Genomic DNA, 21,917 nt, shown 5'->3' with positions numbered 1-21,917 from the left:
TATTACTTCCCGCAACAGAAGGGGAGGTTTACTTAGCTGGGAAAAGAGCATCAACTTTAAAGGAAAAAGAAAGGGCAAAACTCAGAAATAAATTTTTTGGTTATGTATTCCAGGAATTTCTTTTGGTAGAAGAAGACACGGTATTTCAAAATATAGAAATACCTCTTTTGTACTCTTTGACAAAGAAAACAAAATCGGAGAAAAGAAAAATGGTTGAAGAAGTTTTGGAAAAAGTGGGTTTGGAAGTTAAAATAAACGAAAAGGTCAGGAACTTATCAGGAGGAGAAAGGCAAAGGGTGGCAATAGCAAGAGCTATAATAAATGACCCTGAGGTAATACTTGCAGATGAACCGACAGGTTCGTTAGATGCAGAAAACGGGGAAAAAATCGTGGACATTTTGGAAAGTTTGGTAGATAAGGGTAAAACTTTATTGATTGTAACACATAATGAAGCTATTGCAAAAAGATGTGACAGGATATTCAGAATAAAGGATGGATATGTGGAGATAGAAGAGTAATACAGCTTTGATTATTTTTAACACCCCGTGCCGATTCAAATCGGCTTGAATTTTTTTACCATGTATTATATAATTAAGGAAGAAATATGTAAAGGGAGGGGAGGATAAAAAAGCAACCTAAATAATAATTTTTTGGTGTTTATTATTTTGATGCCCTCATAGTACTTTAACATGGTAAGTAGTGATAAGATAGTACCTGGGGAGAGGATGATTTAACCAGAAATGCAATCAAAAGCTAAGGTAGAAACTTTTACACGAGTAAATGATATTAGTCCTTTAGTAGTAGATCCTGGAACTGGAACAGTAAGATGTGGGACGGGGTATTGCAGTTATACACATGTTAAAGTAAGCCATGTGGGTATGCTTGTGGCTGCAGAATTTTATGCGGATTTTGTAATAGTAAATGGAGGTTATGATTATATCAGTGCTTCTTAAGCTTTTGCTTGAGCGATTCAAAAAATAATTATAAAATTTCGGCCCTGGTAAAGCCTAACTAGCATCCATTACTTAGCCTTGGGTTTATTATGGCAACATATAAGTTGAGTGAAATAAGGGAAGTGAGGATGGAATGAAAAAGAATAGGAGATAGAAAGGTAGTACCATTAGGAGAAGAGGATGCGATAGACTTACATTATGTAATTCTAAGGGGGTGACATAAGCTTACACTGAAATTTAATTTTTAGGGCACAGATAATAAAATAGATAGAATTAGAGATTACAGAGGAGATGTTGTATTAGCATTAAAGGTTATTATTTGAGAAAATATTAGTAAGCAACTTGAATTTAGTGGAAATATGATTGCAAAAGCCTAATTGAACTAAGTCCAAGTTTTTGGTTTCTGAAATAAAAAAACTTGATCATTTCGAAAATACCGAAAGGGAATTGTCATATGAAGAGAAATCGTTGCTTAAAGCTTAGTTCCCCTGGATAAAGTTTTAAAAAATTTAAACGAATAGAGGGGGGAGAAGAGTGATGGTGAATAGTAAAGTGTTTAGAATTATTTCAGTTGTTCTGGTATTTATACTGTTTTTTATCTTCTCTACAACGTGGGCTTATGTAGAATTAGACAAAGGATACCAAAAAGTATATTCAGATTGGCAACACCCAGATGATTGGCTTATAGTAGAAAGTGCAGCGGATAGCGTTGGCGATTCAAGAAATTATGCTGTTGGAACCGAGATGGTTAGACGCGCTCATACCTTTACTTTAACATACGATAGTTATAGACAATCATGGGGAACAACTTTTATGCCCAGTTCTAGATATCACCAAATAAGAACCGAAGTTCCTGACTATCATACAAATCCAAGCACTATAAGATACAGTGACCCTTTTGGTTATGATAATTCCCAAGTTGCTTCCATTCCTCCAATTGTTGATTATGCGCTTGATATTTTATGGAATTATGCTACAGACGTTCTCAAATTACCATTACCCTCACCATGGGGGCTTGTAAAGAAAGATACTGGAATTACTATTACCAGAGATTCGGATTTAATGGGTGTAACATTTAGATATAATAGTGATCCTAAACTTCAGGGTTGCGATTACTTAATATATATTGATAAAGTAAATGGACAAGTACCTAATGGCGATTATTGGATAGATGTTTATGCAAAAGCAGAAGCCGGCCTTTTAGTTTCAACACCATATTCTTATTATACTACTAACTCTATAAAAGAAAATATAAATTCAATAAAATTGCCAAATACGGAAATAGAAAATATACTTATTAATGGTCCTAGAGGTTTGTATAAGCAAGAAAATATCAAGCATATACCTCTTACTCAATATGCAAAAGAACTTAATGCTCAAAAGTCTGATGAGATAAGGACTATGAGTATATCATGGATAAAAGAAGGGGATATAAATATATGGCTTGTAGGAGATTTTAAAATTGGTCAATAAAAAACAGTAACCGGGAGATGAAATTTATGGCAAAGAATTTTCAGAACCCTTATAAGAGATATTTTTCTCTTATAAGCATTTTTTTTATTTTAATATTAATACTGCCAAGTTGTAATATTCACAAAAATAATGATGAGCCAGAAATTGCAAACAGTATAAAAACGAAAATAGGCAATAATCCTCCAAAATTTGATTTTATTAATAAAGTAGTTATGGCTGAAAACAATAGCGATATGATACAAAAAGCAAAAAAAGATTATCTACAAGCATTGAATCTTCTTAAAAGAGTGGGTAATGATAAAAAACTTCTTTATTTAACCGATCAAAATAAAAATTTAGAGCTAGTTGCGCAGAAAATGAAGGATGCTGCAGAAGAAAATGATAACTGGATTGAAACTTGGGAGTATGCAAAAGAAGTGTTGGTTGATGGGTATTATGTCTTGCCATTTAGTTTGTCGGACAATGACTTACCTAGCCTATATGGTGAGGCTTTGGATATTTACAAGACACTCACATATGAAGTAGAAAAGTTGTCTCAAAAAACATTAGAGTATGAAAATAATAACAAAATAAATTTTGAGAGCTGGCTCAATCTATCGTATGTAGAAAATACTATTGAAGATGTTAGAACTAATTTGTTTAAACAGGTAGAACAACTTTTATCAGAATATGTAAAATTAAGTCGAGAAAGTGGTACAGATGAAAAGACACAAGTACAAAGGGCTAGAGCTTTAGGTTCAACGCTTTCGGTTCTTCAAATGGCAAAAAATCAAATTGAATGCAGTCAGATAATTATTGATACCATAAAGATAGGACAACATTCTGAAGAAGATAAAAGAGAAATTTTGGACTTATACAGAGAAAGAGCAGGAAAAGTAGTAGAAGCTATATCGGCCAAAATAAAAAGCAAGTCATGGGGTGAAGAACTTTATAAATATTCTGTAGGAAATTATAACACTGCAAAAAAATTAGAAAAAAATAATTTTTATTCATTGGCTCTTATTAAATACCAACTTGCCTATATATTTGCGACACTTTCAAAAAATTGGATGGAATACCCAGATATAATACATTATGGAGACTTAAAAGCTAATGATGTTTCTGTAGAAAATATAATTAGAAGCTGGAATGATAGCGTAAAAGAATTTGAGGAGATTGATAAAAAACTTGATCAATATGAAAAAGAAGGGAAGGTCTTTTTAAATATAAGACTAGTGACCAACATTTTTTATAAGAGTTGGTTTAATGTTGGCGATGGTTTTCTTAGGAGATTTATAGAAACACAAAGTAACTGGAAGGAAGTAGGTAATATTGCTTATATGAATATAGGACCTGTTCCTTTTGCTTTGAAAATAATTGAAGAGGATTTAGAAAATTTATCAAAAGTGTTTGATTAAGAGGCCATTGACAACTTTCCTTGTTCATGATAATATACTAAAAGAAGCGAAAGTGAATAAAGTTGGCCTTTAAACTGGTCCTGTGAGGCTAGTAAGGCGAAGAGGGAATTACGTAAAGAAGAGAGAAAGCCTTTCTCCGCCTGATGGGAAAGGCTTTTTTGACGAGGAAAAGCCTCTGCTACTCACAGCAGAGGCTTAATTTTTGAGAGGAGGAAAATTATGAAAGAACTTACTGTAGGTACAAAAGAATTGTCAGGTCCAATAAAGAAGGGAGACAAAATTTCACTGCTACAGCTTCTTATTCTAGGATTACAACATACTTTTACGATGTTCGGTGCCACAGTATTGGTACCACTGCTTACTGGGCTTGATGTGGGAGTAGCTCTTTTTACTGCAGGGATTGGGACTCTCTGGTTTCACTTGGTTACAAAAAGAAAAGTTCCTATTTTTCTAGGTTCTTCCTTTGCTTTCATCGCACCAGTGGCACTAGTGGTAAAACAATGGGGAATTCCGGCGGCTCAAGGAGGCATCATAATAGCCGGATTACTTTATGGATTGATGGCGCTGCTAGTTTACTTTTTAGGGCGAGAATTAATAGAAAACCTTCTGCCCCCTATTGTAACTGGTCCGATAATAATGGTTATAGGCCTTAATCTGGCACCAGCAGCAATTAAAAATGCCTCTCAAAACTGGACGGTTGCCTTGATAGTGCTTACGACGGTAATACTTGTTAGCGTGTACGGCAAAGGTTTTTTCAAACTGATACCGGTACTGGTAGGATTAATTGTAGGGTATGTGATGAGTTTGATTTTAGGAATTGTGGATTTGAAACCTGTACAGGAAGCAGCGCTATTTGCCATACCGGCCTTTACAAAACCCGAATTCAACCCAGTGGCGATTGGTCTTATCGCGCCTGTGGCGATGGCTACTATAGTAGAACACGTGGGCGATGTGCTTTCCGTAGGAGCTACTGTACAGAAAGACTTCATAAAAGACCCAGGTCTTCATAGGACATTAATAGGTGATGGTATAGCCACATCTTTAGCGGGCTTATTTGGAGGTCCCGCCAACACTACCTATTCGGAAAACACTGGCGTTTTAGCGTTGACTGGGGTCTGGAAGCCCGAGGTGATGAGGGTGGCAGCAGTCATGGCTATAATACTTTCTACCTGTCAGAAACTTACTGCCCTAATAAGAACAGTGCCGGAACCAGTCATAGGCGGTATATCTATAATCCTGTTTGGCATGATAGCCAGCATTGGTATTAGGACTGTCGTGGAGAATGCTTTAGATTTCAAAAAGTCAAGAAACCTTATAATATCTAGCGCTATTCTAGTCTTTGGCATAGGTGGTGCCGTAGTGAACCTGTGGGGTGGTATTCAGCTGGGTGGTGTAGGTCTGGCTGCTATTATCGGTATAATATTGAACCAGGTATTGCCTAAAGAATAATTTTGAGCGGGGGGAATATATTTCCCTGCTTTTTATTTTTTGGTATGATATAATAAAAATTGATTTCCTATGGGTGTGAAATTACCGTATTATTTTTAAGTATTGATTCATTATTTTGACTTTTTTTTATCAATATTGTATAATACCGTATGTATAAAGGCATAATATTAAAGCAATATGTTACACTTTTAATACAAGCAGGATTTGATATTACATACATCATTGTAAAGAAATAATTTTTTCTTACCATGGAGGTGGCGGATGGGTGAAAGAAATCCTGGAGGATATCAAAGATGCGGAAAACAGCGCCAGGGCAATGGTGGAAGAGGCCGAGCGTGAAGCAAGGTCTATATTGGCTGAAGCCAACCGCGAAGCCGAAGAATTGATTTCACAGGCCCGCAAAAAAGGGGAAGAAACTTTTAAAAATATTATAGAAGATGCAAAAAGGGAAGCGCAAAAAGAAGTTGTGGCTTTGAGGGAACAGTATGAAAACGAAATTGAAAAACTTCGGGAAAAGGCGGAAGGCCGTATCCAAAAAGCTGTAGACTTAATTGTGGAGAGGATAGTGACTTTCCATGGCAATTGTTAAGATGAAAAAAATGTACCTTTTTGGCCTGAACGAGGAGCGAGATAAAATAGTTGGTGCCCTGCAGAAACTAGGAGTAGCTGAAATTGCAGATTTGAGAGAAAAAGATATTGACATAGACATTACAGAACATCAATTTTCGGAACAAGTAAATAGCGAGCTATCGAAGATTGAATTAAAGCTTACTAGGCTGAAATTTGCTATCGATTTTTTGAAGCCTTATGGCAAGAAGTTAAATCCATTAATCTACGGTAGACCCAAGGTCAGCATGAAAAAGTTGCAGGAGCTCCTTAACCGGGAAAGCGAAGTTTTTAATGTCATAGACTCACTTTCTGATCTTGACCAGAAAATTTCAAGGCTTAAGTCGGAAGAATCCAGAATAAAGAACAAGGTTGAATTAATGAAACCATGGGAGCGATTGGATATCCCCGTAGAGGAACTAGGCAATGCCGGCAGCGTGGAAGTAAGGGCTGTGGTAATCCCAAAAAAGAACTTCAAATCCTTCAGGGATAAAATGGCTGAAAAAGAACTACCGGTAGACATAATCCCGGTAGGGGAAGGTCGGGAAGAGGAATTTTTATTAATAGTCTATCATATTTCGGTAAAATCAGATATTCAAGAGTTATTTAAGGAGTTTTCGGTTAATACAGAAGAATTTGAGGGATTTACAGGAACCCCGTTGAAGATAATTGCCGGACTTCAGGAAAGGTTGAAAAACATCGAAACCGAAAGGCAAGAAATAAAGACAGAAATTTCTAGGTTAGCGAACTGGCTACTGGACATAGAGGCTCTTTACGATTACTGGTTTGTAGAAAAAAAGAAAAAAGAGAACTTCATGAAAATGGCAGGTACTGAAAAAGTCTTCCTGATGAAAGCCTGGGTTCCCGAGCCTTCGGTGGGAGCCGTAAAAGAAGCGATTACCTCCGTCACCAGTGCTGCCTACATAGTTTTTACCGAACCGTCGGAAGATGATGACATACCGGTGGTTTTGTCAAACCCGAGGTTAGTGCAGCCTTTTGAGATAATAACCGAGCTCTACAGTCTTCCAAATCCAAGGGAGATAGACCCTAATGTGTTCATGGCGCCTTTCTACTTTGTGTTCTTTGGTATGATGGTTAGTGACGCGGCTTATGGTCTGGTGCTGTCCCTGCTGTCAGGCCTTGCTCTCTGGAAGCTCAAATTGAAAGGGATGGGTAAAAAGCTGGCGGAGCTTTTGTTCCTAGGAGGAATATCGACTTTTATCTGGGGGATGATTTTTGGTAGCTGGTTTGGTGACCTTATTAAGGTCAAGCCGCTCTGGCTGAATCCTCTTGACAATCCGTTGGCTGTTTTGTTTTTGAGTTTTGCTTTTGGTCTGATACAGATATACACTGGTATAATCTTGAGCGCCTATAAAAATATAAAAAAGGGAAGGGTAGCCGATGCTTTCATGGATCAGGGACTGTGGCTGGTGCTACTGACAGGGCTCGTGATGATGGCTTTTCCGAATTTAGCAGGAATAGCAAAATATGTAACTGCCGCCGGCGCAATAGGCCTTGTGCTGACGCAGGGGAGATCTCAGAAAAATATTTTAAAAAAGTTCATGTCGGGGCTTTTAAGCCTTTACAATGTCACTAGTTATTTAAGCGACGTGCTTTCTTACTCCCGTCTGCTGGCGTTGGGCCTTGCAACAGGCGTTATAGCTACTGTCATCAATACCATGGCAAGAATGCTAGGAGTAAATATATTCGGGTATATAGCGATGCTGCTGGTGTTGATAGGAGGTCACCTTTTCAACGTCGCAGTAAATGCCTTGGGCGCTTATGTCCACAGCAGCCGACTGCAGTATATTGAATTTTTCGGTAAGTTCTACGAGGGTGGAGGCAAACCCTTCCAACCTTTGAGGATAGACACGAAATATGTGGATCTAGAAGATATTGGTAGAGTTAATTTAAAAAATCAAACTTTTGAAGGAGGAGTTTAAATGGAAGTTACACTTGGTCAAGTTCTTGCACTGTTAGGAGCTGCTATGGCGGTTTTTCTGCCAGGAATTGGTTCAGCCAAAGGAGTCGGTATGGTGGGTGAGGCTGCCGCGGGAGTAGTTACCGAAGACCCCAGTAAATTTAGCCAGACTCTGATATTACAGGCATTGCCTGGAACTCAAGGAATTTATGGTTTGCTTACAGGTTTTGTGGTGATGCAAAGGATAGGAATCTTGGGAGGAAATTTGTTGCCTCTTACCACCTATCAAGGACTGCTAGTTTTTGCAGCCTGCCTTCCTATAGCTATAGTAGGCTTGCTTTCAGCTATTTCCCAGGCCAGAGCTGCGGCTGCTGGTGTAGGAATAGTAGCCAAAAGACCTGAAGAACTAGCTAAAGGTATAACTTATTCCGCTATGGTGGAAACTTACGCGGTGCTGGCACTGCTCGCTTCGATACTAATGCTCTTCGGTTTAAAGCTGGCATAAGGAGAGCTTATAATGCAGGGTATTGCAAAGATTAAGGAAAAGATTTTTGAAGAAGCCGCAGAGCAAAAAAAACGGATAATTGAAAATGCAAAAAAAGAAGCAACCGAAATCCTAGAGAAAGCGGGGAAACAAGCTGCACAACTAAAAGCCGATGCTGAGGAAAAGGCCAAGAAGGCGGCCGGGGAGGAAAAGAGGAAAATTTTATCTATTGCTGAACTGGAAGAGAGAAAGCGCTACTTGGAAGCGAAACAGGATTTGATAAACGAAGCCTTCGTCAGGGCGGAAAATAAACTTCTAAATCTAGAACCAGAAAAGTACAGGGACTTGGTCTACCGCATGATTTTGGCCGCTACCGTTGACGGTAATGAGGAAATTGTTGTTTCCGAGGATGACAAGGGAAAGATAACTCATGAATTGCTTGCGAAGGTTAACGAAGCCTTGAAAAGGCAGGGCAAGGCAGGCAATATTAGGTTTTCAGGAGAGAAAAGAACTATAAAAGGCGGGTTTATATTAAAATCGGCGACGGTAGAGGTCAATTGTACTTTCGATTACCTGCTTAAGGCCCAGAGGGAAGAATTGGAGACTGAAGTGGCCCGAATACTTTTTGAGGAGTGATAGCGATGGTTATAGAACAGGATTTCCTATACGCATCGGGCAGAATAAGGTCTCTGGAAAACAAGCTGTTGAGCCGGGCCATTGTCGAAAGGATCCTTGAAGCAGAGAACATGGATGCAGTCATGAGGGTCCTCAGTGAGACCGATTATGCTTCAGATTTTGAGGATTTAGAAAATATATATGAGTTTGAAAAGGCTTTAGAAAACAACATGAAAAAAACTTTGGAGATGATAAAAGACTCTTTAAAAGACGATAGAGTTGTAAGGTTTTTTACCTTAAAGTACGACTATCATAATCTGAAAGTTCTTTTAAAAAGTAGAATACTCGGTATTGATGTGCCGAAGAATCTTTCGACCTTGGGAGAAGTCCCTGTCGAAGAGCTTTTAAGGTTGAATAAAGGTGAGAAGGATGTGGCTCTCCCGAAGTTGATGCGGGTCGCTTTTGAGAAGGCTGTAGAAGTTTACGAAGAAACCCTGGACCCGCAACAGGTAGACCTTATATTGGACAGGGCTTTATATGAAGAACTCAATCGTTTGGACCAGAGCATAAGCCACGATTTTCTTAAAAATTATTTGGCTGCGATAGTTGACCTCACCAACATAAAGACTATGGTTAGGTTAAAATATATGGAGTCAGATTTGAGGACTCTGGAGAAATCTCTCCTGCCGGGTGGCAGTATTGAACCCGAGTTTTTCGAGGAAATGTTTCAAGAACCAGTGCCAGTGCTGATCGAGGCACTGGCATCTTCCAAGTATTCTATGGTTGTTAAAGAAGGCTTAGAAAACTGGATGTCAACCAGTAGTCCAGCGGCCTACGAGAAGTTGGCCGACGATTTCCTACTTAATATGCTGAGAAGGGGGCTATATAAGCCTTTTGGATTAGAAACCGTTGTGGGTTATCTTGGGGCCAAAGAGAATGAACTCAAAATATTGAGGATTTTAATTGTGGGAAAAATCAATGGAATTTCTCAAGACATGATAAGGGAAAGGCTGAGGGATGTCTATGTATAAAATAGGAGTAATCGCGGACCACGATACGGTGCTTTCATTTAAGTCAACGGGTATTGATACTTTCCCGGCCATTGACGAGGTGGAAGCAGCGGACACACTCATGAAACTTGCTCGGGAAAATTATGCTGTTATCTTCATAACCGAACATTTAGCAGAAAAGATAAGGGAGAAGATAGATTTTTTCAGGGATAAAATATTGCCCATTATTACGTTGATTCCCAGCAACCGGGGTACGTTGGGAATCGGGATAAATGATGTGAAAAAATCTGTGGAAAAAGCTATTGGAGCAGATATCATTTTTGAAAGAGAGGGAAGGGAATGAGCCAGGGTATAATAACCAAAGTTTCCGGTCCCCTTGTGGTAGCTGAGGGACTTCCTGAAGCCAAGATGTTCGATGTGGTAAAGGTGGGTAATCAAGGGCTTATAGGTGAAATCATAGAAATACGTGGAGAGAGGGTATCAATTCAGGTATACGAAGAAACTTCTGGACTGGGCCCTGGGGACCCTGTAGTGTCGACGGGAGAACCTCTCAGTGTCGAACTGGGACCGGGAATGCTAGAAGGTATTTTTGATGGAATCCAGAGACCTCTTGACGTTATAGAAAAAAAAGTTGGCAGCTTTATTACAAGAGGCATAGACGTTCTTGCATTAAATCGCGAGAAAAAATGGAGATTTACGCCTAAAGTTAAGTCTGGCGATAAGGTTAGTGGAGGCGATATTATTGGCACAGTGCAGGAAACAGTGATAGTTGAACACCGCATAATGGTTCCTCCTGGTATTTCGGGTATTGTCGAAGACATTAGGGAAGGCGAATATACAGTAACCGAACCTGTTGCCAGAATAAAAACCGATTCTGGAGAGATAGTGGAAGTCACGATGATGCAGAAATGGCCGGTTCGAAAGGCTAGGCCATACAAGGAGAAGCTACCTCCCGAAATTCCGATGTCCACTGGACAAAGAGTTATTGACACCCTTTTCCCGGTTACCAAGGGTGGTACAGCGTGCATACCTGGACCTTTTGGCAGCGGCAAAACTGTGGTTCAGCACCAGCTAGCTAAGTGGGCCGATGCTGAAATAGTGGTATATATCGGATGCGGTGAGCGGGGCAACGAGATGACCGACGTACTCCTTGAATTCCCAGAGCTCAAGGACCCCAAGACAGGGGAACCACTCATGAAACGAACGGTGCTTATTGCCAACACTTCCAACATGCCTGTGGCAGCCCGTGAAGCTTCGATATACACCGGTATAACTATAGCTGAATACTTCAGAGACATGGGTTACAGTGTGGCCTTAATGGCTGACTCAACGTCTCGCTGGGCCGAAGCTTTGCGTGAAATGTCCGGAAGGCTTGAAGAAATGCCGGGAGAAGAAGGCTATCCAGCCTACCTTTCAAGGAGGCTTGCCGAGTTTTATGAGAGAGCAGGTAGAGTCATATGCCTTGGTAGTGACAACCGGGAGGGAGCCTTGACGGTGGTAGGTGCTGTATCCCCACCGGGGGGCGATTTGTCAGAGCCGGTTACTCAGGCAACTCTTCGCGTGGTGAAGGTGTTCTGGGCTCTGGATTCGGAGTTGGCCTATGCGCGCCATTTCCCGGCCATTAACTGGTTGACGAGCTATTCTCTGTATTCCGATGTTGTGGAAGATTACATGAACAAAAACGTGAGCAGTGACTGGGGCGAATTGCGCAGCGAGGCTATGAAACTACTACAAGAAGAAGCAAACCTTCAGGAAATCGTAAGATTAGTAGGTATCGATGCTCTTTCTACTAGAGATCGCTTAGTATTAGAAGTTGCCAGATCTATCAGGGAAGATTTCCTACATCAAAATGCTTTTCACGAGGTAGACACTTACTCGTCAATGGAAAAGCAGTATAGAATGCTTAAGCTTATAATGATATTCTATCAAGAAGCGCAGAAAGCTCTTGAAAAAGGTGCCCCGTTCTCGGAAATAGAAAAGCACCCGGTGCGCGAGAAAATTGCCCGTGCTAAATATGTCGAAGAGTCGAAGTTGGCTGTATTCGACGAAATAGAGAAGGAGATAAAGAAGGCTATGCAGGACCTCACTGAAGGAGGTGCAGCCGATGCTTAGGGAGTATAAAACCGTTAGAGAAATTGTCGGCCCGCTAATGCTGGTTGAAAAGGTGGAAGGCGTCAAATACAATGAACTGGTGGAAATTGAGACCGGCTCGGGGGAAATCCGTAGGGGACAGGTACTGGAGGTCAACGGTGATAAAGCACTGGTTCAGCTGTTTGAAGGTTCTACGGGGCTTAACATCAACGACTGCAAAATAAGGTTTGTCGGGAAAAGCATCGAGCTCGGGGTTTCTATCGATATGTTGGGGAGAGTTTTCGATGGTTTGGGCCGTCCGAGGGACAAAGGCCCCATGATCATACCGGAAAAGCGGCTGGATATAAACGGCAACCCCCTCAACCCGACGGCCCGCGATTACCCTTCCGAGTTCATTCAAACAGGAATATCTGCCATCGATGGGCTAAATACTTTGGTAAGGGGGCAGAAACTCCCGATTTTCTCGGCTTCAGGTCTACCTCATGCCCAGCTAGCAGCGCAGATAGCAAGGCAGGCTAAGGTACTTGGTACTGACAGTAAGTTCGCGGTAGTATTTGCGGCAATGGGCATAACATTTGAGGAAGCTGACTACTTTATATCAGATTTTAGGCGTACCGGGGCTATAGATCGCACTGTACTGTTTATCAACCTGGCTAACGACCCGGCTATCGAACGTATAGCTACTCCACGTATGGCCTTGACTTGCGCAGAATTCTTGGCATACGAAAAAGACATGCACGTACTTGTTATCATGACGGACATGACTAATTACTGCGAAGCTTTGCGAGAAGTCTCGGCCGCGAGGAAAGAGGTTCCTGGCCGAAGGGGCTATCCCGGCTACCTATATACCGACCTTGCAACGATATATGAGAGGGCAGGTCGGATTAAGGGAAGGGAAGGTTCGATTACACAGATACCTATTTTGACCATGCCTGAGGACGATAAGACCCACCCGATACCTGACCTCACCGGGTATATTACTGAAGGTCAGATAATTTTAAGTCGCGAACTATACAGGAAGGGTATATATCCGCCGATAGACGTGCTTCCGTCTCTGTCGAGACTTAAGGATAAAGGTATTGGGCATGGCAAGACTCGGGAAGATCACGCCGACCTTATGAACCAGCTGTTTGCCTCCTACGCTCGCGGCAAGCAGGCGAAGGAGCTGGCGGTAATCCTAGGTGAGGGTGCTCTTTCCGATACGGATAAGCTTTATGCAAAATTCGCCGATGAGTTTGAGGCCAGGTATGTGGCCCAGAGGGAAGACGAGGACAGGAGCATTGAAGAGACCCTCACGATAGGTTGGGATCTATTGACAATCCTGCCAAGAGCCGAGCTCAAGAGGGTAAGGGACGAGTATATTGACAAATACCTTCCTGTAAAAGGAGAATAGTGAAGATGATACATGTAAATCCTTCACGAATGGAACTTACCAATTTGAAAAAAAGGCTTGTAACCGCAAAGCGTGGCCACAAGCTTTTGAAAGACAAGCAGGACGAGCTTGTGAAGAAATTTTTGGACATGGTAAAACAGAATAAAGCTTTGCGGGAGGAGGTTGAGGCTGAGCTCATCAGTGCTTTTAGAAGTTTCACCATGGCAAGAAGCCAAATGCCAGCCAACGTGGTGGAAGAGAGTCTCATGATTCCTTCGGCTAAGGTCAGTATAAACGTTAAAAAGGAAAACATCATGAGCGTCAACGTACCCAGGTTAGAGATATCACAGGAGGAGAGTAAAAATCTCTACCCTTATGGTTTTGCGAACACGTCGGCGGAAATGGACGCGGCCATACGTACTTTGTCGACCATGCTGCCGAAGATGTTAAAGCTAGCTGAGATCGAAAAAGCTTGCCAGCTCATGGCCGATGAGATAGAAAAGACTCGCCGCAGGGTAAACGCCCTAGAATATGTCTTAATACCGCAGCTTGAAGACACTATAAAATACATCACGATGAAGTTGGATGAAAATGAACGTTCGAGCCGCACAAGGCTTATGAAGATAAAAGAAATGGTGATGCAAGGATAAAAAACGTTTCTTTGTTAAAAATCAGGGTGGGTAGTTTTTGAATGCCCGCCCTTTATTTTAATTTTATACTTTCCTTAGTTTTCAAATTTTTACATATAACACTTATTCTAATACTCTTTTTTTATATTAAGTTGTCATCTTCAAAAGTTTGGTAAGATGAAAAATCGTCATATAATTGATTAAAAGAGATATTATAAAAAAGGATGTGATGACCTTGAAGGGGAAAATAAAAAAGCTGGAACCAAGAGAACTTTTTCTCATGTTTTGGGCTTTTTTTAAAATTGGCGCCTTTACATTAGGCGGAGGGTTTGCCATGATACCCCTTATGAAAGAAGAAATGGTAGATAAGCAAAAATGGATAAAGGAAGAGGAATTTCTGGATATAATTGCTGTAACTCAGTCGGCCCCCGGGGCAGTGGCTATAAATACTTCCATATACATAGGTTATAAATTGTATGGTCTTGTTGGCTCATTCATAGCTACCTTGGGGACTATACTTCCTTCGTTTCTGATAATAGTCTTCATAGCTTTGTTCTACGACAGCTTCAAATCCAGCATCTATGTAAAAAAGGCCTTCAAGGGGATATACCCAGGCATAGTTGTGCTCATATTGGCATCTGCTTTTAACCTTCGCAAGGCTGCCTTTAAAACTCCTGTTGGCGCCACAATAGCAGCTATTTCTCTCACAGCTCTCCTTATCTTTGACCTTCATCCTATAATAGTGATCCTGACATCGGGAATAGCTGGTATGTTATTACAAAACAGACTTCGGGATCCAGAGGAGCGTGAGGGTAAATGATATATTTAAGCCTTTTTTGGGTGTTTTTTAAAATAGGAGCTTTCAGTTTTGGCGGCGGTTACGCGATGATTCCTCTCATTGAAAAAGAGATTATAGATATCCATCACTGGCTGTCAGTGGACCAGTTCCTGGATATAATAGCCATTTCACAGATGACTCCTGGTCCCATAGCCATAAATGCGGCTACCTTTGTAGGGTATAAAATAGGAGGATTTTGGGGGTCAGTAGCAGCTACTATTGGAGTTACAGCTCCTTCTTTTCTGATTATAATCATTCTCGCACTTTTGATAATGAGGTATCGCCACTTACCTTGGTTAGATGCCTTTTTTAAGGGAGTCAGGCCGGCAGTTATCGCACTCATTATCCAGGCGGCTTATTCCGTAGGAAAGAGCTCCTTTGCCAGCATTAAAGATGTGCTGGTAGCAGTGGTGGTGTTTGTGGGACTGTATCTTTTAAAAATTAATCCTCTCATAATGATAGTTGTAGCTGCGACCCTAGGTATTGCTATGTATTAGAATAGTTTGTAAATCGTAAAATAGTCATATGAGTTTTTTTCATTTAAATAAGCATGTCCCTGGCTCTCGTAAGCTGGTAAATCATGTATCCTGCCGAAAAAAGAAGTAGAAGGGAAAGCACTGGCGGCACCGTTATTAAAAAGCTTGCAATCTGTGGAGATTTTCCTGTTGTTTGTACAGTTTCTGAAAGTACCGCCTGGTAGTCGATTAGTACTCTGTATCCAAAGCGCAGCCACATAATTGACACTGCAAAAGATAGAGGTGTTATTAGCATTGCTATGGTATAACCCAAAGTGTGCCTTTTTTTAAGTGCGTTAAGCCCCAGGAAGATAGGTATCAGAAAGGCCAACGAAAAAGCAGCTCCCAAAAAAGCTGGAGAGAGGGCTATGAACAAAGCGGAAGTCAAAGCATAGAAGCGGATCCCGATATTCAGCGGGGCTAGAGCGCTCATGAAATCAAAATAAGCTGCATTGGTATATCGTAAATAGGAATAGACCTCATCTTTTATTTCGCTTTTTTTGAAGTTTAGCTTTTTCTCTATTTTTTCACCTTTTTTTATAACGGCTTCGTAGACTTTTTTTTGTTCAGTGTTTTTCATTTTGCTGGGATCGAAATTCTCATAACGGACTTTGGCTTTTACAAGCTCTTTGTTAATCTTGGTACGAACGGAGGCTGGGATGTCGGCGGACTTTGCCCATTTTTCGATGGACATCAGCATTTTAAATATTTCGCTTGCCACATTATTACCTCCAGCTTTTGTGAATTTTTCATGGTAATTTATTATATCATATAATAAATTTGTTGGGAAGCTTTTATTACTTTTTTACTAATATGACAATATCATAGAATAATAACAAATGATTATTAATGTATTGACAAAAAAATTTTTTTAATGTATAATGGCTCTAAAAAATTTATAAGGGAGGGTTTTTATGCCAGAAAATAGAGAAAACTGGGGGACTAAAATCGGACTCATTCTTGCTATGGCTGGGAATGCGATAGGTTTAGGTAACTTTTGGAGATTTCCCTACCAGGTTGCCAAAAACGGCGGCGGCGCATTCATGTTACCTTATTTTGCTGCACTTTTACTCCTTGGAATTCCCCTTATCTATGTAGAATGGATGCAGGGCCGCTACGGTGGAAAATATGGTCATGGTACCATTGGTTGCATGACCTACCTGCAGGCTAAAGAAAAACTCGGACATTCTTCTGCAGCAATTATAGGAGCTCTTATCGGTATGCTAGTATTTTCTGTTACAGTTCTTGTAAATGCATATTACACACAAATTACTGGGTGGACCCTTGGTTACAGCTACCTTTCCTTGACTGGTGGTTATATGGGCACTGCGCGGTCTACCGCCGAAGTTTTTGGGAGCTATATCCAGAATCCGAGCCTGTCGATTACTTTCTGGGTAATAACACTTGCTCTCTTGGCGTTTGCCCTCAGTCGTGGTGTCCAGAAGGGTATCGAAGCATGGGCTAAAGTCATGATGCCGCTACTTTATGTATTTGGCTTTATCTTAATCATAAGGACACTGACCCTTGGTTCTCCCGTGAATCCGGACTGGTCGCCTATAAAAGGCCTTGACTACATTTGGAGCCCCAAGTGGAGCGAATTGAATTGGCAATCGGCACTGGCTGCTGCGGGCCAGATATTCTTTACGTTATCTTTAGGAATGGGTATTATCCAGAATTACGCATCCTATCTAAAACCTGATGAAGACATTGTTCTTTCTGCTACTACCACGGTATTCCTAAACGAATTTGCCGAAGTGATCTTGGGGGGTACTATTGCTATTCCGATAGCCTACACCTTCCTCGGTCCCGAAGGCGTAGCAAGCGGTGTTGGACTTTCCTTCATCGCTCTTCCCAATGTGTTCCGAATGATGACAGGTGGCCAATTTTTCGGTGCCTTATGGTTCCTAGTGTTGTTTGTTGCGGGATTTACCTCAGCAATAGCGATGTATAACTACCTTATAACTATTCTTCAAGAAGACCTCAATGTACCGAGGAAAATAGGAGCTGTGGTGGTGTTTGGGTTCTACATTTTTGTAGGCCTGCCGTCTGCTTTAGAACCCATCTTAACCAGGACTAGTGAACTAATTTTCCTTACTGAGCTTGACAACTGGGTGGGTAACTACTTCTTAGTAATTGTGGGGCTCATCGAAGCTGTGGTGGTGGGTTGGCTGTTTGGTGAAAAGAAGGCTAAAGAAGAAATCAATAGGGGCAGTTATTGGAAGGTACCTTCAGGATTTTTCAATGTAATGGTTAAATTCATAACACCGCTATCAATTGCGGTATTGCTTATTTTCTCCACAAAAAGCTATATAGATGATGGCTATTTCAAGTGGATTCCTAGTTTTGTGGAAAAAACTCCTGAGCTCATTCCATGGGTGCAAGGTGCTCGCTTGTTGCTTTTGACAATACTCATCATAGGTTTTGCTGAAACCTACTACACTATCCAAAAAAAATTTGGTAATGCTCGTGTTGAAAAAAGTACGAAAGCTTAAAAGGGGGCGTAAAATATGTCTGGTGGAGCATTGTTTTTCATGGTATTTGCCTGGGTTGTAATACTGGGAGGAGTATATTATACCTTAACAAGTCTTATAAAATACCAGGCAAAATAATAAAAGCTGCGAATTTTCGCAGCTCCTTTTTGAGATAAATAAAGATGTTACTCTGAAAGGCCTTTGCGAATAAATAAAAGACTTAAATTGCAAAGGCTTTAAATTTTCATACAAGTTTTACCTCCATCCATTTTTCAACATTTTACCCCGAATTAAATCGGGTTGAATTTGCTTTCTTTACCATATATTATATTAAGTAAGTAAGTAAAGAATAATTAAAATTGTATGCGATGAAAACTGTTAACATTTTATAGTGCTGTCTCATTGGGAGGCATTATTGCAACATTTTTGTAAGGATATTATAATTTGTTACATGTTTAAAAAATATTAAAAGGGGGAAATTTTGTTGAGTACGCAATTGTTAGAAAGAAAAGATGTAGATGAAAGGTTGACGTGGGATTTGTCGGGAATTTTTAAGACGGAAAAGGAGTATGAGGAGGCAGTAGAGGAGGCTCAAAAACTTGCAAAAGAGTTAGAAGAAAAGTTTAAAGGAAAGCTTAAAACTCCTCAGATGATTAATAGCTGCTTGGATAGCTTGAAAAAGTTGGTTCAACTAATGAATCTTGCAGGTTCTTATGCATATCTTGCTGTTTCAGTTGACCAGGCGAATACAGAAAATTTACAAAGACGGGCAAAATTTTCAAACATAGCCTCTGATATTGAAAGCCGGATAAGTTTTATAGAATCAGAGATTATAAAATTAGATGAAGAAATAATAAATCAAGCTATAGAAGAATCAAAGGAAAATGCAAATTACCTCAGAAAAATAATCAGAAAGAAAAAACATGCTCTTCATCCAGAAGTAGAAAAAGCATTATCTGCTCTTTCAAGTGTTTTAGAAGCACCTTATCACATTTATAACATGGCGAAATTAGCGGATATGGATTTTGGCACCTTTAGAGTTGACGGGAAGGAATACCCCTTAAGTTTTGCATTATTTGAAGGTAAATGGGAATATGAAAATGATACAAAAATTAGAAGGGCGGCTTTTGAGGCTTTTTCTAAGAAATTAAGAGAATATCAGCATACTATAGCTGCGGTTTACCAAGTGCAAGTGCAAAAAGAAAAGACAATAGCGACTTTGAGAAAGTTTGATTCTGTCATTGACAGCCTTTTATTTCCTCAAGAAATAGATAGAGAATTATATGATAGGCAAATCGATTTGATAATGGAACATTTGGCACCTCATATGAGAAAGTTTGCGAAACTTTTACAAAAAATACACGGCTTAGATGAAATGACTTTTGCGGATTTAAAATTAGAAGTAGACCCTGCGTTTGAACCAGAAATAACGATTGAAGAGGCGAAAAAGTACATAGAAGAAGGATTATCAGTTCTTGGAGAAGATTATCGAGAAATGATAAGAAGGGCCTTCGAGGAAAGGTGGATAGATTTTCCTCAAAACAAAGGTAAATCTACAGGTGCCTTTTGTTCTACTCCCTATGGAGCTCATCCTTTTATATTGATTAATTGGACTGATAGGATGAGAGAAGTGTTTGTACTATCTCACGAATTAGGGCATGCAGGGCATTTTTATTTAGCTCATCAGTACCAAAATATATTTGATTCAAGGCCTTCTTTGTACTTTATAGAAGCTCCTTCTACTATGAATGAATTACTTATGGCAAATTATCTAATGAAAAATACACAAGATAAAAGGATGAGAAGATGGGTACTTTCTACTTTGATATCTCGCACCTATTACCATAATTTTGTGACTCACTTGTTAGAAGCGGCCTATCAAAGAGAGGTATACAGAATAATTGACAAAGGTGGCTCTGTTCAAGCTCCTACTTTAAATAAAATAAAAAAAGAGGTATTAGAAAAATTCTGGGGAGACGCAGTAAAAATTAATGAAGGAGCGGAGCTTACTTGGATGAGACAGCCTCATTATTACATGGGCTTATATCCTTACACTTACAGTGCAGGGCTTACTATAGCTACACAAGTAAATAAGCGATTTTTGGAAGAAGGACAAAAAGCATTGGAGAATTGGAAAGAGGTATTGAAAGTAGGCGGAACCAAGACACCAGTTGAACTGGCTAAAATGGCAGGTGTAGACATAACTACAGAAAGACCACTATTGGATACAATTGGGTATATTGGTAGTATAATAGATGAAATAATTAAGTTGACAGATGAATTACAAAAATAAATATATCGTTATTAGTTGTTATTATGATAAAATTTGATTTTGTGACTGATACTCAAAGTCGGGTATCAGTTTTTTTACAAAATTTTACTGGTAATATAGAGAACTTTAGGAATTTTTATAGGACATGTTAGATAAATATGTAAAAGTGTATATTGAAAGAAAGTGATTTAAGCTAAAGAATATCTTTACCTATACAAGGGATCATTTGCAGATAGAAGTAATTAGACGTCTGACAAGTGACAAAAAATTGTGATATAATATAAAATTGGTTAAAGTAAAATAATAAAAATACCGATAAAAATAAAGTGAGGTGTTAATGTGAAAGAAACATTGCTAGCATTGGTTACTGGATTGATTGTTGGATTAGTTTTTTCGTCTTTAAAATTACCACTTCCTGCTCCAAATGTATTACCAGGTGTTGCTGGCATTATAGGAATTTATCTTGGAGGAGTATTGTTTGAATACCTTCTTAAAATAATTGGTAGGTAAAGTGTAAAATAGCAGGGTGGTAGGGTTAAGAGTAATCTATAAAGGGGGAACGCGTATGAAAAGCATGTTGTGGCGGCTTATTATTTCGTTTTTTATAATAGCGGCTATACCGGTGGGGACTATTTATTATTTTGCGATTGATGACAAAGCTATGCATGTTTTTATTACAGTAGCAAGTGTTAGTTTTGCTTTGTCATTAATTTTGTCAGTAATTATTTCATTAAATATTACAAGGCCTATTAAAAAATTGATTGACGAACTTAAAAAAGCGCAGGAGGGCGATTTTACAGTTACGGTAAATTTAAAAAGAAAAGATGAAATTGGTACATTAATAACGACTTTTAATAGGACGATGGAAAAGGTAAGAGCAATTTTACAAGACGTTTCTACTTTTGCCCAAAGCACTAAAGATACAGCGAATACCCTTTTTAAATCGATTGAACAAGGGAATATGACTTTTGAACAAATTTCTCAGGCAGTGGAAGAGATTGCAAATGGAGCTTCTGAACAAGCAAAAGATACTTCTAATGCAGCCGATATGGTGCAGAATATTGGGAATAGTATTGATAATTCCGCTAAATTTTTCAAAGCCGTAGAAGAGTCTACTATAAATGCTGATAAGCTTAGTCAAAATGGCATGCACACAGTAAATTCTTTGAAAGAAAAAACTGATGTTACAAAAGAGTCAATTGATGAAGTTGTTAGTGCGATAAATGAATTGCAAGCAAATTCTCACCATATTGAAAAGATTATAGAAGTGATAACGGGAATTGCAGACCAGACCAATTTGCTTGCCTTAAATGCTGCTATTGAGGCAGCAAGAGCTGGTGAGGCAGGTCGTGGGTTTGCAGTTGTTGCAGAAGAAGTTCGAAATTTAGCAGAACAATCAAGACAAGCTGCAAGTGAAATAGCCAAGATTATAAGTGAAATAGAGCAAAAGACAGACAAGACAGTTGAAAAAGCAAATTTGGTAAAGGAAATTGCGGAGGACCAAGCACATCATGTGGAAACTACATATGCTGCTTTTAATGAGATCAAGAATTCAATAGATACTATTACGGAAAATATACATATGTTAAATAATGCGATGATGGAACTTTCAGGGTATAAAGATGAAATAATAGGATCTATAGCAAATATTACAGCAGTGTCAGAAGAGACTGCTGCGTCCACTGAAGAAGTTGCCGCATCTACAGAAGAGCACATGAAGTTTATAAATGAGATAAAGGAAAGTTCGGAAAATCTATTAAAGTCAGTTACTGCTCTTGAAAATATATTGTCAAAATTTGTTGTCTCATTATAAAAATGAAA

At 39.5% G+C, this 21,917-nt stretch carries 22 protein-coding genes; 21 read left to right on the top strand and 1 reads right to left on the bottom strand.

Annotated elements, in window-relative coordinates; genetic code table 11:
* From I4N53_RS06070 to I4N53_RS05995, 16 genes are all read left to right on the top strand, one after another.
* Nucleotides 1-518, top strand: a 518-nt coding sequence (locus I4N53_RS06070) for an ABC transporter ATP-binding protein (RefSeq protein ID WP_214495848.1), incomplete at its 5' end; no start/stop codon positions are given.
* 222 nt (nucleotides 519-740) lie between these two features.
* A complete protein-coding gene (locus I4N53_RS06065; protein ID WP_214495847.1) occupies nucleotides 741-953 on the top strand; it encodes a hypothetical protein in 213 nt (70 codons plus the stop codon).
* A 537-nt stretch (nucleotides 954-1,490) separates the two neighbouring features.
* Nucleotides 1,491-2,426 (top strand): hypothetical protein, encoded by a 936-nt coding sequence (locus I4N53_RS06060; protein WP_214495858.1) that lies wholly within the window; start codon nucleotides 1,491-1,493, stop codon nucleotides 2,424-2,426.
* A gap of 26 nt (nucleotides 2,427-2,452) precedes the next feature.
* Nucleotides 2,453-3,823, top strand: a complete 1,371-nt coding sequence (locus tag I4N53_RS06055) for a hypothetical protein (RefSeq protein WP_009052080.1) — start codon at nucleotides 2,453-2,455, stop codon at nucleotides 3,821-3,823.
* A 219-nt stretch (nucleotides 3,824-4,042) separates the two neighbouring features.
* The gene (locus tag I4N53_RS06050) at nucleotides 4,043-5,272 is read left to right on the top strand and encodes a uracil-xanthine permease family protein (protein WP_013151035.1); all 1,230 of its coding nucleotides are present in this window, start codon (nucleotides 4,043-4,045) and stop codon (nucleotides 5,270-5,272) included.
* A 265-nt stretch (nucleotides 5,273-5,537) separates the two neighbouring features.
* Nucleotides 5,538-5,861, top strand: a complete 324-nt coding sequence (gene ahaH, locus I4N53_RS06045) for an ATP synthase archaeal subunit H (RefSeq protein WP_013151034.1) — start codon at nucleotides 5,538-5,540, stop codon at nucleotides 5,859-5,861.
* A complete protein-coding gene (locus I4N53_RS06040) occupies nucleotides 5,848-7,821 on the top strand; it encodes a V-type ATP synthase subunit I (RefSeq protein WP_013151033.1) in 1,974 nt (657 codons plus the stop codon). The genes ahaH and I4N53_RS06040 overlap by 14 nt, the downstream gene beginning before the upstream one ends.
* Entirely contained in the window at nucleotides 7,822-8,304 is a 483-nt protein-coding gene (locus tag I4N53_RS06035; protein WP_012269824.1) for a V-type ATP synthase subunit K, read from the top strand. It abuts the gene before it with no gap.
* A gap of 12 nt (nucleotides 8,305-8,316) precedes the next feature.
* Nucleotides 8,317-8,919 carry a V-type ATP synthase subunit E gene (locus I4N53_RS06030; RefSeq protein ID WP_013151032.1) on the top strand — a complete coding sequence of 201 codons (603 nt, stop codon included), beginning with the start codon at nucleotides 8,317-8,319 and terminating at the stop codon, nucleotides 8,917-8,919.
* Nucleotides 8,920-8,924: 5 nt separating this feature from the next.
* Nucleotides 8,925-9,929 (top strand): V-type ATP synthase subunit C, encoded by a 1,005-nt coding sequence (locus I4N53_RS06025; RefSeq protein ID WP_214495846.1) that lies wholly within the window; start codon nucleotides 8,925-8,927, stop codon nucleotides 9,927-9,929.
* Nucleotides 9,922-10,251 (top strand): V-type ATP synthase subunit F, encoded by a 330-nt coding sequence (locus I4N53_RS06020; RefSeq protein ID WP_013151030.1) that lies wholly within the window; start codon nucleotides 9,922-9,924, stop codon nucleotides 10,249-10,251. Before I4N53_RS06025 ends, I4N53_RS06020 begins: the two co-directional genes overlap by 8 nt.
* The gene (locus tag I4N53_RS06015) at nucleotides 10,248-12,020 is read left to right on the top strand and encodes an ATP synthase subunit A (protein ID WP_214495845.1); all 1,773 of its coding nucleotides are present in this window, start codon (nucleotides 10,248-10,250) and stop codon (nucleotides 12,018-12,020) included. Before I4N53_RS06020 ends, I4N53_RS06015 begins: the two co-directional genes overlap by 4 nt.
* Complete coding sequence (locus I4N53_RS06010; protein ID WP_012996224.1) at nucleotides 12,013-13,392, top strand: V-type ATP synthase subunit B; 1,380 nt, start codon at nucleotides 12,013-12,015, stop codon at nucleotides 13,390-13,392. The genes I4N53_RS06015 and I4N53_RS06010 overlap by 8 nt, the downstream gene beginning before the upstream one ends.
* Nucleotides 13,392-14,021 carry a V-type ATP synthase subunit D gene (locus I4N53_RS06005; RefSeq protein WP_198002292.1) on the top strand — a complete coding sequence of 210 codons (630 nt, stop codon included), beginning with the start codon at nucleotides 13,392-13,394 and terminating at the stop codon, nucleotides 14,019-14,021. Before I4N53_RS06010 ends, I4N53_RS06005 begins: the two co-directional genes overlap by 1 nt.
* 208 nt (nucleotides 14,022-14,229) lie before the next feature.
* Entirely contained in the window at nucleotides 14,230-14,820 is a 591-nt protein-coding gene (locus I4N53_RS06000; protein WP_214495857.1) for a chromate transporter, read from the top strand.
* On the top strand, nucleotides 14,817-15,335 hold the full coding sequence (locus I4N53_RS05995) for a chromate transporter (protein ID WP_013151027.1): 519 nt from the start codon (nucleotides 14,817-14,819) through the stop codon (nucleotides 15,333-15,335). Before I4N53_RS06000 ends, I4N53_RS05995 begins: the two co-directional genes overlap by 4 nt.
* Before the next feature lie 43 nt (nucleotides 15,336-15,378).
* Here the strand turns inward: I4N53_RS05995 and I4N53_RS05990 are convergent, their stop codons facing one another.
* Entirely contained in the window at nucleotides 15,379-16,074 is a 696-nt protein-coding gene (locus tag I4N53_RS05990) for a hypothetical protein (RefSeq protein ID WP_012996220.1), read from the bottom strand.
* Between the two features lie 193 nt (nucleotides 16,075-16,267).
* Between I4N53_RS05990 and I4N53_RS05985 the strand changes: the two genes are divergently transcribed.
* From I4N53_RS05985 to I4N53_RS05965, 5 genes are all read left to right on the top strand, one after another.
* The gene (locus I4N53_RS05985; protein ID WP_214495844.1) at nucleotides 16,268-17,845 is read left to right on the top strand and encodes a sodium-dependent transporter; all 1,578 of its coding nucleotides are present in this window, start codon (nucleotides 16,268-16,270) and stop codon (nucleotides 17,843-17,845) included.
* A gap of 15 nt (nucleotides 17,846-17,860) precedes the next feature.
* The gene (locus I4N53_RS05980; RefSeq protein WP_012996218.1) at nucleotides 17,861-17,962 is read left to right on the top strand and encodes a MetS family NSS transporter small subunit; all 102 of its coding nucleotides are present in this window, start codon (nucleotides 17,861-17,863) and stop codon (nucleotides 17,960-17,962) included.
* Between the two features lie 346 nt (nucleotides 17,963-18,308).
* Nucleotides 18,309-20,117, top strand: a complete 1,809-nt coding sequence (gene pepF / locus I4N53_RS05975) for an oligoendopeptidase F (protein WP_214495843.1) — start codon at nucleotides 18,309-18,311, stop codon at nucleotides 20,115-20,117.
* A gap of 318 nt (nucleotides 20,118-20,435) precedes the next feature.
* Entirely contained in the window at nucleotides 20,436-20,606 is a 171-nt protein-coding gene (locus tag I4N53_RS05970; protein WP_012996216.1) for a XapX domain-containing protein, read from the top strand.
* A 55-nt stretch (nucleotides 20,607-20,661) separates the two neighbouring features.
* A complete protein-coding gene (locus I4N53_RS05965; RefSeq protein WP_214495842.1) occupies nucleotides 20,662-21,909 on the top strand; it encodes a methyl-accepting chemotaxis protein in 1,248 nt (415 codons plus the stop codon).
* Nucleotides 21,910-21,917 lie beyond the last annotated feature (8 nt).

This window comes from Thermoanaerobacter sp. CM-CNRG TB177 (genome assembly GCF_018588165.1).
GTDB classification, from domain to species: Bacteria; Bacillota; Thermoanaerobacteria; order Thermoanaerobacterales; family Thermoanaerobacteraceae; genus Thermoanaerobacter; species Thermoanaerobacter thermocopriae.
Note: the sequence above shows the minus strand (reverse complement) of the source record. Positions and strands in the feature narration are given on the sequence as shown.

Bases quoted from the DNA above. Each gene is read 5' to 3' on its own strand.
- I4N53_RS06040 (WP_013151033.1), top strand. From the start codon at position 5,848: ATGGCAATTGTTAAGATGAAAAAAATGTACCTTTTTGGCCTGAACGAG.
- I4N53_RS06025 (WP_214495846.1), top strand. From the start codon at position 8,925: ATGGTTATAGAACAGGATTTCCTATACGCATCGGGCAGAATAAGGTCT.
- I4N53_RS06020 (WP_013151030.1), top strand. From the start codon at position 9,922: ATGTATAAAATAGGAGTAATCGCGGACCACGATACGGTGCTTTCATTT.
- I4N53_RS06010 (WP_012996224.1), top strand. From the start codon at position 12,013: ATGCTTAGGGAGTATAAAACCGTTAGAGAAATTGTCGGCCCGCTAATG.
- I4N53_RS06035 (WP_012269824.1), top strand. From the start codon at position 7,822: ATGGAAGTTACACTTGGTCAAGTTCTTGCACTGTTAGGAGCTGCTATG.
- I4N53_RS05965 (WP_214495842.1), top strand. From the start codon at position 20,662: ATGAAAAGCATGTTGTGGCGGCTTATTATTTCGTTTTTTATAATAGCG.
- I4N53_RS06030 (WP_013151032.1), top strand. From the start codon at position 8,317: ATGCAGGGTATTGCAAAGATTAAGGAAAAGATTTTTGAAGAAGCCGCA.
- I4N53_RS06060 (WP_214495858.1), top strand. From the start codon at position 1,491: ATGGTGAATAGTAAAGTGTTTAGAATTATTTCAGTTGTTCTGGTATTT.
- I4N53_RS05985 (WP_214495844.1), top strand. From the start codon at position 16,268: ATGCCAGAAAATAGAGAAAACTGGGGGACTAAAATCGGACTCATTCTT.
- I4N53_RS06065 (WP_214495847.1), top strand. From the start codon at position 741: ATGCAATCAAAAGCTAAGGTAGAAACTTTTACACGAGTAAATGATATT.
- I4N53_RS06015 (WP_214495845.1), top strand. From the start codon at position 10,248: ATGAGCCAGGGTATAATAACCAAAGTTTCCGGTCCCCTTGTGGTAGCT.
- I4N53_RS05980 (WP_012996218.1), top strand. From the start codon at position 17,861: ATGTCTGGTGGAGCATTGTTTTTCATGGTATTTGCCTGGGTTGTAATA.
- I4N53_RS06050 (WP_013151035.1), top strand. From the start codon at position 4,043: ATGAAAGAACTTACTGTAGGTACAAAAGAATTGTCAGGTCCAATAAAG.
- I4N53_RS05995 (WP_013151027.1), top strand. From the start codon at position 14,817: ATGATATATTTAAGCCTTTTTTGGGTGTTTTTTAAAATAGGAGCTTTC.
- I4N53_RS06055 (WP_009052080.1), top strand. From the start codon at position 2,453: ATGGCAAAGAATTTTCAGAACCCTTATAAGAGATATTTTTCTCTTATA.
- I4N53_RS06000 (WP_214495857.1), top strand. From the start codon at position 14,230: ATGACCTTGAAGGGGAAAATAAAAAAGCTGGAACCAAGAGAACTTTTT.